This is a genomic window from Thiemannella venezuelensis, assembly GCF_014203605.1.
Taxonomy (GTDB): Bacteria; Actinomycetota; Actinomycetes; order Streptosporangiales; family Streptosporangiaceae; genus Planomonospora_A; species Planomonospora_A venezuelensis.
This window is the reverse complement of record NZ_JACHJJ010000020.1, coordinates 82146-94525: the sequence shown is the minus strand read 5'-3', so window position 1 is coordinate 94525 and position 12380 is coordinate 82146. Positions and strand designations below refer to the sequence as shown.

Below are 12380 nucleotides of genomic sequence, written 5' to 3'. Positions count from 1 at the left end.
CTGAGGGGTATGCGGCTCCGCCGGTCAGAGGCCGTAGGCCTCCAGGAGGCGGAGCCAGATCTCGCTGACCGTCGGGAACGACGGCACCGCGTGCCAGAGCCGCTCCAGCGGCACCTCCGCGGTCACCGCGATCGTCGCCGCGTGCAGCAGCTCCGCCGCGCCCGGACCGGCGAAGGTCACCCCCAGCAGCACCTTGCGGTCCTCGTCCACCACGGCCTTGGCACGGCCCCGGTATCCGTCACCCAGCAGGTAGGCGCCGGTCACCGAGCCCAGGTCGTACTCGACCGCGCGCACGTCGAACCCCTCCTCGCGGGCCCGTGCCTCGGTCCGGCCGACCGCGCAGACCTGCGGGTCGGTGAAGACCACCTGCGGCGCGCCGTACCCGCCCGCGGAGTCCCGCAGTGCGGGCCGGTCGTCGCCCTCGCCCTTGGCCCGCGCCGCGATGACGTCCCCGCACACCCGCGCCTGGTACTTGCCCATGTGGGTGACCAGGTCGCGGCCGTTGACGTCGCCCACGGCGTACAGCCAGCCGCCCTCGACGCCGTTCGCCCGCATGCTGTCGTCGACCTCGACCGGCCGGTCGGCGGGCAGTCCCACGGTCTCCAGCCCCAGGCCGCCGGTGGCCGGACGCCTGCCGGTGGCCACCAGCAGCTCGTCGGCCTCGACCGGCGGCCCCTCGGACAGGTGCACGGTGACCGGCCCGCCCGCCTCGGGCCGCTCCACCCGGACCACCTCGGCCCCGGTCCGTACGGCGATGCCGGAGGCGGCGAACGACTCGGCCACCAGCCGCCCGGCGAAGGGCTCCATCCGCTCCAGCAGGCCCGCGCCGCGCACCAGGACCGTGGTCTCGGCCGCGCCCAGGCCGTGCATGGCCTGGGCCATCTCGCAGGCCACCACCCCGCCGCCGATCACCGCCAGCCGCCCGGGCACGGACGTCGCGGCGGTGACCTCGCGGCTGCCCCACGGCTCGGCCTCGGCCAGGCCGGGGACCGGCGGGACGACGGCGCGGCTCCCGGTGGCCAGCACGACCGCGTGCCGGGCCGTCAGGAGCCGCTCGGAGCCGTCCGGCAGGGCCACCCGGACCTTCCGCGGTCCGTCCAGCCGCCCCCGCCCCCGGACGAACTCGGCCGGCAGGCCGGTGACCCACTCCACCTGGCCCGCGTCGTCGAAGTGGGAGACGGCCTCGTCGCGCCGGGCCAGCACGGCGGCGGCGTCGATCGGGCCGACCTCCAGGCCGGGCACGCGGCGGGCCTCGGCGGCCAGTTCGACCGGGCGCAGCAGCGCCTTGCTGGGCACGCACGCCCAGTAGGAGCACTCGCCGCCGGCCAGGTCCTCCTCCACGACCGCGGCGCTCAGCCCGCCCCGTACGGCCCTGCCTGCCGCGTTCTCCCCGGCAGGGCCGGCGCCGATCACGATCACGTCGAACTCGTCCGACACCGCTGCCTCCTTGGGAGCCCCCGAAGATCCTGATCCGTATCCTCCCGTGGCACGCCCCCCACCGCAACGCGCCCCGGCAGACGGCCGGAGGGCACCGGGCGCCTGCCGGGGCGCCACAACGACGTCCGAATACTTCGGTGCGGGCCGAAGGGCTCTCCACCTAGGGTGCGACACATGAACCAGGACATCTCAGTACAGGCCCCGGTCGACCGCCGGGCGCTCGCGGCGGCGGGGGTCACGGTGGTGCTGTGGGCCTCGGCCTTCGTCTCCATCCGGGGCGCCGCGCCGTACTTCTCGCCGGGGCCGCTGGCCCTGGGACGGCTGCTGGCCGGCTCGGCCGTCCTGGGGGCCATCCTGCTCGTGCGGCGCGAGGGGTGGCCGCCGCGGGCGGCGTGGCCCGGGATCGCGGGGGCGGGGGTGCTCTGGTTCGGCCTCTACATGGTCGTGCTGAACTGGGGCGAGCAGGAGGTGGACGCGGGCACCGCGGCGATGGTCGTGAACGTCGGGCCGGTGCTGATCGCGCTGCTGGGCGGCTGGCTGCTGAAGGAGGGCTTCCCGCGCAACCTGCTGGCCGGGATGGCGGTCTCGTTCGCCGGAGCCGTCGTGGTGGGCGTCTCCATGTCCGGCGGCGGGCGCTCGTCGGTCCTGGGCGTGCTGCTCTGCCTGCTCGCGGCCGTGTCGTACGCCGGGGGCGTCATCTGCCAGAAGCCCGCCCTGCGGCACGCCTCGGCGCTGCAGGTCACGGCCTTCGGCTGCTTCGTCGGGACGGCCGCCTGCCTGCCGTTCGCCGGCGCGCTGATCGAGCAGGCCGCCGCGGCTCCGCCGCCCGCGCTGCTGAACGTCGTCTACCTGGGCGTCTTCCCGACCGCCCTGGCCTTCACCACCTGGGCCTACGCGCTGGCGCGCACCACGGCGGGGAAGATGGGCGCCACCACCTACGTCGTCCCGGCCCTGGTGGTGCTGATGTCCTGGGTGGTGCTCGGCGAGGTACCGGGCTGGCTGACCTTCGCCGGTGGCCTGCTCTGCCTGGCCGGGGTGGCCGTCTCCCGCAGGAAGTGACCATCCGCCCCGTCTCGCCCGACCCGCCGACCGGCGGGCGGATGCCCGCACATCGCGGCCAGGTCGCGGTTGTGGGAGGGGCCCCGCCCCGGGGACGATCCATCCACCGGCCGCGCGCGCCGGCGGCGGAACCCTCCCAACCCCCTGAACCCTGAGGCGGGCGACATGGCACTTCACCCCAACATCGATCCCGAGCTCGGCGCGGTCGCCGAGCAGCTCGGCGCCTCCCTGGTCGACTTCGCCGCGGTCCGGCCGGAGGACATGCCCGGAGTCCGGGTCCAGCTGGCGGCCCTGCAGGCGGCCCTGGCCCCGCCCCTGCCGCACGACCGGGTCACGATCGAGGACCGGACGGTGCCGGGCCCGGAGGGGGAGCCCGACATCCGGCTGCGGACCTACCGCCCGGCCGGGCTGGAGGCGGACGCGCCGGGCCTGTACTGGATCCACGGCGGCGGCATGATCCTCGGCACCGTCGAGAACGACGACGCCCGGCTGTGCGAGTACGCCCTGGAGCTCGGCTGCGTGGTCGTCTCGGTGGAGTACCGCCTGGCGCCCGAGCACCCGCACCCGGCCCCGGTCGAGGACTGCTACGCCGGACTGGTGTGGACGGCCAAGAACGCGGCGGAGCTCGGGATCGACCCCGGCCGCCTCGTGGTGGGCGGGATCAGCGCCGGAGGCGGGCTCGCGGCCGGTACGGTCCTGCTCGCCCGCGACCGCGGTGGGCCGGAGATCGCGTTCCAGCTCCTGATCTGCCCGATGCTGGACGACCGCAACACCACGCCCTCCAGCCGGGAGTTCACCGAGGCCGTGGTCTGGAACCGGACCGCCAACCTGTTCGGCTGGAGCTGCCTGCTGGGCGAGCGCACGGGCACCGACGACGTGCCGCCGTACGCGGCCCCGGCCCGCGCGACCGACCTGTCGGGACTGCCGCCGGCCTACGTCGACGTCGGCGAGCTGGAGGTCTTCCGGGACGAGTGCACCGAGTACGCCCTGCGGCTGGTCCAGGCGGGGGTGTCCACCGAGTTCCACCTCTACCCGGGCGCCTTCCACGCCTTCGACGGGATGGTGCCCGGCGCGGAGATCAGCCGGCGGGCCGCCGCCGAGCGGCTGGCGGTGCTGCGCCGGGCGATGGCGCGCTGACGCCGGAGACCAGCCGCAGGAGCCTCAGGGCCAGATGGGCCCTGAGGCGGCCCGCGGGATCGGCGAGCGGGAAACCCAGGACCGTCTCCGCGCGGGCGATGCGCGCGGCCAGCGAGCTGTGGTGCAGGTGCACGGCTGCGGCCGCCCGCCGTACCGAGCCCTCCGCGCACAGCGCCCGCACCGCCTCCAGCGCCTCCGCCCCGTGCGGCAGGCGGGCCAGCCCCTGGAGGGCCCGCACGTCCGGCAGGGCCGCGACCGCCTCGTCCGGCACGTGCTCGGCGAAGAGGGCGAGCGCGCCCAGCCCGGCCCAGTCCACCACCCGGTCGGCGGGGTGCGGGCCGGTGAAACGCAGCGCGGCGCGCGCGCCGGCCCAGGAGTCCGCGGCCCGCCCGCCGGGCACCGCGGGCCCCAGCCCGGCGCGCTGCCCGTCGGGGAGCGCGCCGACGCCGGGAGGCGCGGCCAGGACCGCCGCCGCCCCGCCCATCGAGGCGGACCGGGCGTGGTGGCCCGCGGCGCGCAGATGGGCGACGAGCGCCGCCCCGCCGTCCTCGTCCGGTACGGCCAGCACGCGCAGCGGGGCCGCGGGCCCGAACCCGAGCAGCCGCAGGGCCCTGCTCCGCTCCGCCTCCCCGGCGCCCGCCGAGAGCGCCAGCTCGACCAGGGCGGGGTCCTCGCCCGCCCGGGCCCGGGCGGAGGCCCGCTCCAGGGCGACCTCCGCCGCCTGGGCGAAGCGGTCCAGCATGATCTCCTCGAACCCGCGGGCCGGTGCGGGGAGCTCCATCCAGACCGTGCCGAGGCCGGACCCGAGCGGCCGCAGGACCGCCGAGGGCGGAGGGCCTCCGGCGTGCTCCGCCGCGTGCTCCGCCGCGTGCTCCACGGGACCGCCGGGCGACACGGACAGGTGCTTCCCGGCCGCGGCGTCGGTCAGGCCGACCCGGCACCGGGCGAGCCGCGCCGTCGCCTGCAGCAGCACGGGCACGCTCGCGCGGTCCCGCATCAGCGAGTCGAAGTAGGCGATGACCCGGACGGCGTTCTCCGCGCCGGCGTCCAGCGCCGACAGGTGCAGCAGCAGTTCCTGCATCGCCTCAGCATAGGTTCCGGCGGCCGTACGGCCGAGCCGCCGGCCGTACGGCTCCGGAGACCCGTTTCTCAGCTCCTCTCAGCTCCTCTCAGTGTCCTCACAGCTCGCCTCGGCCATTCTTCGACCCACCGGTCCTCTCCGGACAGCCACGACAGGAAGGACGCGCGTGAAGGCAGCCGTCTACACCCGGTTCGGGCCCCCCGAGGTCCTCGCTCTGCGGCAGGTGCCCAAACCGGCGCCCCGGGACGACGAGGTGCTGATCCGGGTGCGTGCGATGACGGTCACCTCGGCGGAGTGCGCCATGCGCCGCGGTGAGCCGCTGTGGGGCAGGGTCGTCCTCGGGTTCCGCCGTCCGCGCAGGAGGATGCGCACGCTGGGCACCGAGCTGGCCGGGGAGGTCGAGGCGGTCGGCGCCAAGGTCACCCGCTTCCGGCCCGGCGACGAGGTCTTCGGGTTCACCGGGTTCCGGCTCGGCGCCAACGCCGAGTACGTGTGCCTGCCGCAGCGGGCCTCGCTCGCGCCCAAGCCGGTGAACACGGACTTCGAGGAGGCCGCCGCCGCGGTGGACGGCGCCTCGACCGCGCTGTACTTCCTCAGCAAGGCCGGGATCCGCAGCGGCCACAGGGTCCTGGTCTACGGCGCGTCCGGCAGCATCGGCACCTACGCCGTGCAGCTCGCCAAACGCTTCGGGGCGCACGTCACGGCGGTGTGCGGGCCGGCGAACGCGGGCCTCGTCACCGAGCTGGGAGCCGACGAGGTGATCGACTACACCAGGGAGGACTACAGCAGGAGCGGAGCGGTGTACGACATCGTCTTCGACACGCTGGGCAAGAGCTCGTTCTCCCGGGCCAGGTCCGTACTGGCGCGCCGGGGCCGCTACGCGTCCACGACCGGGCTGCGCAACACCTTCCTGTCCCTGGCGACGTCGGTGTCGCGCGGCAGGAGAGTGGTGACGGGGATGTCGGTGGAGAAGAACGAAGCGCTGATCTTCGTCAAACGGCTCGTCGAGGCCGGGGAACTGCAGATCATGATCGACCGGCGCTACTCCTTCGACCAGCTCGCCGAGGCCCACCGCCATGTCGAGACCGGGCACAAGCGCGGCAACGTGGTGGTCACCGTCGATCCCTGATCCCTGATCCCTGAGCCCTGGTCCGCGGGTCCGGCGGCACTCCTCAGGGGCTCCTCAGGGACGGAGCCTCTCCGACAGGTGCTCGGCCAGGCCCTTGGACGCGGCCCGGACCATCTCCAGCACCTCGGTGAAGCCCTCGCGCCCGCCGTAGTAGGGGTCGGGCACCTCGGCGCCCTCCGGCGCGGCCGGGTCGAACGACCGGAACAGCCGCACGTCGGCCCCCGGCGGGGCCAGGCGGCGCAGGGCGCGCAGGTTCTCCCGGTCCATCGCCAGCACGAGGTCCACCTCGCCGTACCACTCCTCCAGGAACTGCCGGGCCCGGTGCGCGGAGCCGTCGTAGCCGTGCTCGGCCAGCGTCTCGGCGGCCCGCTCGTCCATCGGGCCGCCCCGGTGCCAGCCGCCGGTTCCCGCGCTGTCGACCGCGACCAGCCCGTCCAGCCCGTGGTCGGCGAGCGTCCGGCGCAGCACGACCTCCGCCATGGGGGAGCGGCAGATGTTTCCCAGGCACACGACACACACGCGATACGTCATGACTCCAAGCATGCCGCCCGGGGCGGGCGGCCGGCACCGCGGCGTCGCCGGGCGGCCTCCCGCCGGGGAGACGCCTGCCCGGGAGACGCCTCCCCGGGCGGGGTCAGCGCCTGACCGGGCGGCCGGGGAGCGCGCCGGGGACCAGCGCGCCGTCCCGCACCACGTGCTCGCCGCCGACGAGCACGTGGGCGTAGCCGGTCGAGGGCCTGGTGCTCTCGGCGTAGGTCGCCTGGTCGCTGACCGCCTCCGGGTCGAAGACGACCAGGTCCGCGTCGCAGCCCGGCTGGATCCGGCCCTTGCGCCGCAGCGCGGGCACCGCGTCCTGGAGCACCAGGGCGGGGGCCAGGCTGCACCGCCGTACGGCCTCCAGCAGCGGCAGCGCCCGGGTCTCGCGCACGTACCGGCGCAGGACCTTGGAGAACGTGCCCGCCGTGCGCGGGTGGGTGACGGCCCCGGGCGGCAGCGGCCAGTCCATCGGGCCGGGACGCGCCCCCGTCCAGGTCAGCGGCATGGCATCGGACCCGACCACGGTCCCCGGGGCGAGCAGGGCCCGGTCGACGAAGGCCATGTCGGCGGGGGCGTCCTCGTCGAGGAAGTGCACGACCGCCAGCCCGCCGGGGTCGGCGGCCCGCAGCTCGCGCAGGCGCGCGGCGTCCGCCACCCGCTCCCCGGTCGGCGCGTAGACGATCGAGCGGGGCTCCAGGCCGCGGGCGGAGAGCCGCTCGGGGGCGAGGAAGGCGGCGCCGATGCCGGTCATGCCCGCGCCGTACGGGTAGGCCTCGGTCGAGACCCGGGAGCCCTCGGCACGGACCGCCTCCACGAGCGCGAGCACCCGGTCGAGCCGGCGCAGGGACGTGCTGTTGACGTGGCAGTAGTGCATGTGCGCGCCGGTGGCGGCGGCGGCCCGGACCAGTTCCTCGGCGCCGTCGACCGGGATGTCGGGGGTCTGCTCGACGAGGTCGCGGGCGTGGGTGTAGACCGGGACGCCGGCCTCGGCGGCGAGCGCGGCCACGGCACGATACTCCTCGGGCGCGATGCGCGGGGCGTAGCCGACCAGCACCCCCACGCCGAGCGCGCCGTCGGCGAGCTCCCGGCGGAGCAGCTCGAACAGCGCGTCCAGCTCACGGGCGGAGGCCTCGCGCTGCCAGGCGGGATTCCCCAGGTTGCGCAGTGCGGCGACGATGCCGCCGCCGAGGGGGAGGCCGCCGACCGCCGCCATCCTGGCCTGCCCCCAGGAGGCGGAGAAGCCGTAGTTGAGCGGGCGGCCCTCGGCGGCGGCGCCCGCGTACGCCTCGGCGACCGGGGCGGCTCCGGCCTCCAGCTCCAGCACGGTGGTCACGCCGTCGAGCGCCTGCAGGCGGTGGCCGGCGACGGTGCCGGAGTGGCTGTGCAGGTCGATCCAGCCCGGGGCGAGCACGAGCCCGCCCACGTCGACCGTCCGCCGCCCGGCGAGCGGCCCGGCGGACACCGCGGTGATGGCGCCGCCGGTGACGCCGACGTCCGCGACCGCGTCGAGGCCCGTCTCGGGGTCGAGCACCCGGCCGCCGCGGAACACGACGTCGTGGATCTCCGCTGTCCGCCTCATGAGGCGAATCTACGGGCAGGGGAACCGGAACGGCTCGTCCTCGGAGGCGGACGTTTTCGTGTCCGGTCGCGGGTACGGCCGGAGCCTGCGGACGGGCGTCACGCGTCGCCGGGATTGAGGCGGACGATCGCCGTGGTGAGGGCGGTGGCGAACAGCGTCCACGCCCCGTAGGGGAGCAGCGCGGCCCCGGCCGCCCGGTCGGTGCCCCACGCCTGCCGGATCAGGGCCGCGTTCGAGACGTTGAGCGCGGTGATCAGGGTCCCGGCGAGGGTCTTCGGCCGGGCCCTCGCCGTGGTCTCCGTCCGTGTCCGCTCCGCCGGCGGGCCCGGCCGCGGGGGAGGCCTGTCCGAGGGTTCCCTTCGCCCGGCCCGCAATGGATGATCGTCCCAACGGGCCGGACCGAGGAGAGGAGCCCCGCGTGGCCGGAGCGACCACCGGAGCGACCACCGGAGAGACCGCCGGGGCGGCGGCGGGGGCGTCCGCCGGGGCGGCGGACCCCGAGCGCTGGGGCGCCCGGCTCGCCGGGCTGATCGCCGAGTTCGGGGTGCCCGGCGCGAACCTGGCCTTCCTGCACGAGGGCCGGGTGCACGAGTTCGCCGCCGGGGTGCTCAGCACCGGCACCGGCGTGGAGGTCACCACGGACTCGCTCTTCCAGATCGGGTCGGTCACCAAGGTCTGGACCGCGACCCAGATCATGCTCCTGGCCGAGCAGGGCAGGATCACCCTGGACACCCCCGTCATCGAGGTCCTGCCGGAGTTCAGGCTCGCCGACGCCGGACTGGCGGGGACCGTCACGGTCCGGCACCTGCTCTCGCACACCTCCGGCATCGACGGCGACCTGTTCCTCGACACCGGCCGCGGCGACGACTGCCTGGAGAGGTACGTCGCGGCCTGCGCGGGCCTCGCCCGCAACCACCCGCTCGGCGCCACCCAGTCCTACGGCAACTCCGGCTTCGTCATCGCCGGGCGGATCATCGAGCGGCTGACCGGGAAGGTCTGGGACGCCGCGCTGCGCGAGCAGATCATCGAGCCGCTCGGCCTGACCCACACCTGGACCCTGCCCGAGGACGTGATCCGCTTCCGCGCCGCCACCGGCCACTTCGACGGCGAGCCCAGCCCGGTCTGGGGCCTGATGCGCTCGTGCGGCCCGGCCGGGCTGATCTGCTCGCGCCCCGCCGACGTCGTCTCCTTCGCCCGCGCCCACTTCGGTACGGCGCTGCTGGCCGACCCGGGGGCGATGCGGGAGCCTCAGGTGGACATCCCCAACCCCCACACCCTGGGCAGGCAGTGGGGGATCGGATGGATCCTGGACGAGTGGGACGGACGCCGGATCGTCTCCCACGGCGGCAACACCATCGGGCAGGCCGCCATGCTCTGGACGGTGCCCGACAGCGAGACCGCCGTGTGCGTGCTGGCCAACGGCGGCCACACCGCCGCCTTCCAGCACGCCCTGGTCACCGAGCTCTTCGCCGAGCTCCTCGGCCTGGCCGTGCCGCCGCCGCTCGGACCGCCCGGGACGCCCGTCGAGGTCGACGTCGAGCGGTACGCAGGCGTCTACGAGCGGACCGGCAACCGCGTGACGCTGACCGTCCGCGACGGCCGGCTCCGGCTGCACAGCGAGGCCACCGGCAGCCTCGCCGGGCTCCGCCCTCCGCTGGAGTTCGAGCTCGTCCCGGTCGACGCGACCACCTTCGTCGGGCGTCCCGACGGTGATCCGCACTGGATCCCGGTGGTCTTCTACACGCTCGCCGACGGCTCGCCGTACGTGCACTTCGGCGTCCGGGCCACGCCCAGGGTCGCGTGAGCGGACGTCCGCTCACGCGACCCCGGGCCGGCCGCCCCGGCATCCGAGAAGGGCCGCGGCCCGGTGCGGCCTCCGACCACGGGCTGAGGGGCACCGCCTTTCGTCGCGGTCCGCGCGGCGTGCGACCGCGACCATCGGCGGAGGGGTTCCTGCGGAAGTCGTATCCGCCGAGTGCCTTTTCGGCCGAGGTGCGCGCGGCCGGGCGCCGCGAGGATGATCCACATGTCACGATCAGTACGTCGCGGCGCTCTGGCCGCCTCTGTCGTATCCGCCGTCCTTGCCGCCCCCGCCACCGTCCTTGCCGCCCCCGTCACCGCTCTTGCCGCGACCGGGGCGCCGCCCGCGCCCGCCGCCGCACCGGATCCGGCCGGTGCGCTCGCCCTGCCCCGGCCGACGGGACCGCACGCGGTGGGCGTGACGACGCTGCACCTGGTGGACGGCTCCCGCCCCGACCCGTGGGTGCCCGAGCAGAAGGCCCGGGAGCTCATGGTCTCGATCTGGTACCCGGCCAGGACCGCCAAGAGGCGGACGGCGCCGTACATGACCGTGAAGGAGGCGGAGCTGCTGCTGCAGGGGCAGGGTGCCGGTGTGCCGGGGGAGGCGCTGAGCCGGACGCGGACCAACGCCGCCGCGGACGCCGCGCCGCTCGGGCGCCGTCGCGGGCTGCCCCTCGTCGTGCTCTCCCCGGGCTTCGGCATGCCCCGCAGTTCGCTGACGGCGCTGGCGGAGGATCTGGCGAGCCGGGGCTACGCGGTGGCGGGCATCGACCACACGCACGAGGCCGCCACGACCTTCCCGGGCGGGCGCACCGAGACCTGCGTCTCCTGCGCGTCGCAGAACGAGCCCGGATTCGGTGAGAAGAGCACCCGGACCCGCGCGGCGGACGTCTCCTTCGTCCTCGACCGGCTGACCGGGAAGGCCCCGGCCTGGAAGCACGCGGGGCTGATCGACCGGTCCCGGATCGGCATGGCCGGCCACTCCGTCGGCGGCAACAGCGCCACGCACACCATGCTCACCGACTCCCGGGTGCGCGCCGGGATCAACATGGACGGCACCTTCTGGATCCCGATCCCGGACAAGGGGCTCGGCAAGCCGTTCCTGCTGCTGGGCGCCGGGCAGACCCGGCCGGGTGCGGGGGACCCGACGTGGACGCGGGACTGGCGGCACATGACCGGCTGGCGGCGCTGGGCCTCGGTCGGGACCGCGGGCCACGGATCCTTCACCGACTACGCGCCGCTGCTGGCCGAGCGGATCGGGGACGAGGACATGTTCGGCACGCTCTCCGGGAGCCGCTCACTGGAGATCACCCGTGCGTACGCCGGCGCCTTCTTCGACCTCCACCTGCGCGGGCGGGCGCAGCCGCTGTTCGACGGGCCCGCCAAGCGCTACCCCGAGGTCACCGTCCTGAAGTGACCCGGTCCGCGGACCGGCGTTCCGCGGCAGGAGGCGGAGGAGGGCCCGTGCCGGGGGCGGACGGAGTCAGAGGGCGATCCACTCGGTGGAGACGGTGACCTCGTCCAGGATCTCCGGCACGGGCTCCACTCCGAGGCCGGGGCCTGCCGGGACGGGCAGGTGCCCGCCGTCCAGGACGAACGGCGGCGTGATGTCGGTGGCGTAGTAGCGGCCGGAACCGGAGGTGTCGCCGGGCAGGGTGAAGCCGGGCAGCGCAGCCAGGGCGACGTTGGCGGCGCGGCCGAGGCCGGTCTCCAGCATGCCGCCGCACCAGACGGCCACGCCGTGCGCCCGGCACAGGTCGTGGATGCGGCGGGCCTCCAGGTAGCCGCCGACCCGGCCGGGCTTGACGTTGACGATGGAGCAGGCGCCCAGGGAGATCGCGGCGGCGGCGTGCGCGGCGGACTCGATCGACTCGTCCAGGCAGATCGGCGTGCGCAGCAGCTTCGCCAGCCGGGCGTGCTGGACCAGGTCGTCGTCGGCCAGGGGCTGCTCGATCAGCAGCAGCCCGAAGGCGTCCAGCCGGGCGAGGTGGTGGGCGTCGGAGAGGCGGTAGGCGGCGTTGGCGTCGACCTGCAGCATCAGGTCGTCGCCGAACCGCTCGCGCACCGCCCGGACCGGGGCGACGTCCCAGCCCGGCTCGATCTTCAGCTTGATCCGCACGTATCCCTCCTCGACGTAGCCGGCGACGGCGTCGAGGAGCTCGGGGACGGAGTCCATGATGCCGACCGAGACGCCGCACGGGACGCGGTCCCGGGCGGCGCCGAGGAAGGAGCCGAACGACTCGCCCGAGGCGCGCAGGCGGGCGTCCAGGACGGCGGTCTCCAGGGCGGCCTTGGCCATCCGGTGGCCCTTGAACGGCTCCATCGCCCGGCCCGCGGCGTGGACGTCGAGCTCCGCGGCGTTGCGGGGCAGGGCGGGGACGAGGAAGCGGCGCAGGGCCTCGGCGGCCCCGTCGGCGTACTCGGAGGAGTAGCGGGGCTCGGCCATGGCCACGCACTCGCCCCAGCCCTCGGCCTCCGGGGTGACGACCCGGACCAGGAGCACGTCGCGGGCGGTCTCGGTCCCGAACGAGGTGCGGAACGGCGAGACCAGCGGCATCATGATCCGCCGCAGCTCGACTCCGGTGATCTTCATCGGATCTCCTTGACGGTGCGTCCGGTCT

11 protein-coding genes are annotated in these 12380 nt (G+C 75.4%); 5 read left to right on the top strand and 6 right to left on the bottom strand.

Annotated features, from left to right (window positions below; translation table 11 throughout):
* Positions 1-24: 24 nt before the first annotated feature.
* On the bottom strand, positions 25-1437 hold the full coding sequence (locus tag FHS22_RS26030; protein WP_184945728.1) for a dihydrolipoyl dehydrogenase family protein: 1413 nt from the start codon (positions 1435-1437) through the stop codon (positions 25-27).
* Between the two features lie 174 nt (positions 1438-1611).
* Between FHS22_RS26030 and FHS22_RS26025 the strand changes: the two genes are divergently transcribed.
* On the top strand, positions 1612-2496 hold the full coding sequence (locus FHS22_RS26025; protein ID WP_184945726.1) for a DMT family transporter: 885 nt from the start codon (positions 1612-1614) through the stop codon (positions 2494-2496).
* A 165-nt stretch (positions 2497-2661) separates the two neighbouring features.
* Positions 2662-3633, top strand: a complete 972-nt coding sequence (locus FHS22_RS26020; protein WP_184945724.1) for an alpha/beta hydrolase — start codon at positions 2662-2664, stop codon at positions 3631-3633.
* Here FHS22_RS26020 and FHS22_RS26015 read toward each other — a convergent pair.
* Positions 3575-4714, bottom strand: coding sequence for a helix-turn-helix domain-containing protein (locus FHS22_RS26015; RefSeq protein WP_184945722.1), 1140 nt, complete (start codon positions 4712-4714; stop codon positions 3575-3577). The two genes, FHS22_RS26020 and FHS22_RS26015, sit on opposite strands and share 59 nt — an antisense overlap.
* 166 nt (positions 4715-4880) lie before the next feature.
* On the opposite strand from FHS22_RS26015, the gene FHS22_RS26010 reads away from it, so the two are divergent.
* Complete coding sequence (locus FHS22_RS26010; RefSeq protein WP_184945720.1) at positions 4881-5843, top strand: NAD(P)-dependent alcohol dehydrogenase; 963 nt, start codon at positions 4881-4883, stop codon at positions 5841-5843.
* A gap of 54 nt (positions 5844-5897) precedes the next feature.
* Here the strand turns inward: FHS22_RS26010 and FHS22_RS26005 are convergent, their stop codons facing one another.
* The 3 genes from FHS22_RS26005 to FHS22_RS25995 form a co-directional block, all read right to left on the bottom strand.
* Positions 5898-6374: a low molecular weight protein-tyrosine-phosphatase gene (locus tag FHS22_RS26005; RefSeq protein WP_184945718.1), complete on the bottom strand. Its 477-nt coding sequence runs from the start codon at positions 6372-6374 to the stop codon at positions 5898-5900.
* Positions 6375-6477: 103 nt separating this feature from the next.
* A complete protein-coding gene (locus FHS22_RS26000; protein WP_184945716.1) occupies positions 6478-7959 on the bottom strand; it encodes an amidohydrolase family protein in 1482 nt (493 codons plus the stop codon).
* Between the two features lie 98 nt (positions 7960-8057).
* Positions 8058-8333 carry a tryptophan-rich sensory protein gene (locus tag FHS22_RS25995; protein WP_184945714.1) on the bottom strand — a complete coding sequence of 92 codons (276 nt, stop codon included), beginning with the start codon at positions 8331-8333 and terminating at the stop codon, positions 8058-8060.
* 44 nt (positions 8334-8377) lie between these two features.
* Between FHS22_RS25995 and FHS22_RS25990 the strand changes: the two genes are divergently transcribed.
* Together FHS22_RS25990 and FHS22_RS25985 are read left to right on the top strand one after the other, a co-directional pair.
* The gene (locus tag FHS22_RS25990) at positions 8378-9763 is read left to right on the top strand and encodes a serine hydrolase domain-containing protein (RefSeq protein ID WP_338047951.1); all 1386 of its coding nucleotides are present in this window, start codon (positions 8378-8380) and stop codon (positions 9761-9763) included.
* A 222-nt stretch (positions 9764-9985) separates the two neighbouring features.
* Positions 9986-11176: an alpha/beta hydrolase family protein gene (locus FHS22_RS25985; RefSeq protein WP_221474120.1), complete on the top strand. Its 1191-nt coding sequence runs from the start codon at positions 9986-9988 to the stop codon at positions 11174-11176.
* Between the two features lie 66 nt (positions 11177-11242).
* On the opposite strand, the gene menC is transcribed toward FHS22_RS25985, so the two are convergent.
* Positions 11243-12352 carry an o-succinylbenzoate synthase gene (gene menC / locus FHS22_RS25980; RefSeq protein ID WP_184945709.1) on the bottom strand — a complete coding sequence of 370 codons (1110 nt, stop codon included), beginning with the start codon at positions 12350-12352 and terminating at the stop codon, positions 11243-11245.
* Between the last annotated feature and the right edge of the window lie 28 nt (positions 12353-12380).

Coding starts and splice junctions, on each gene's coding strand:
- FHS22_RS26025 (WP_184945726.1), top strand. CDS start 1,612: ATGAACCAGGACATCTCAGTACAGGCCCCGGTCGACCGCCGGGCGCTC.
- FHS22_RS26020 (WP_184945724.1), top strand. CDS start 2,662: ATGGCACTTCACCCCAACATCGATCCCGAGCTCGGCGCGGTCGCCGAG.
- FHS22_RS26015 (WP_184945722.1), bottom strand. CDS start 4,714: ATGCAGGAACTGCTGCTGCACCTGTCGGCGCTGGACGCCGGCGCGGAG.
- FHS22_RS26005 (WP_184945718.1), bottom strand. CDS start 6,374: ATGACGTATCGCGTGTGTGTCGTGTGCCTGGGAAACATCTGCCGCTCC.
- FHS22_RS26000 (WP_184945716.1), bottom strand. CDS start 7,959: ATGAGGCGGACAGCGGAGATCCACGACGTCGTGTTCCGCGGCGGCCGG.
- FHS22_RS25985 (WP_221474120.1), top strand. CDS start 9,986: ATGTCACGATCAGTACGTCGCGGCGCTCTGGCCGCCTCTGTCGTATCC.
- menC (WP_184945709.1), bottom strand. CDS start 12,352: ATGAAGATCACCGGAGTCGAGCTGCGGCGGATCATGATGCCGCTGGTC.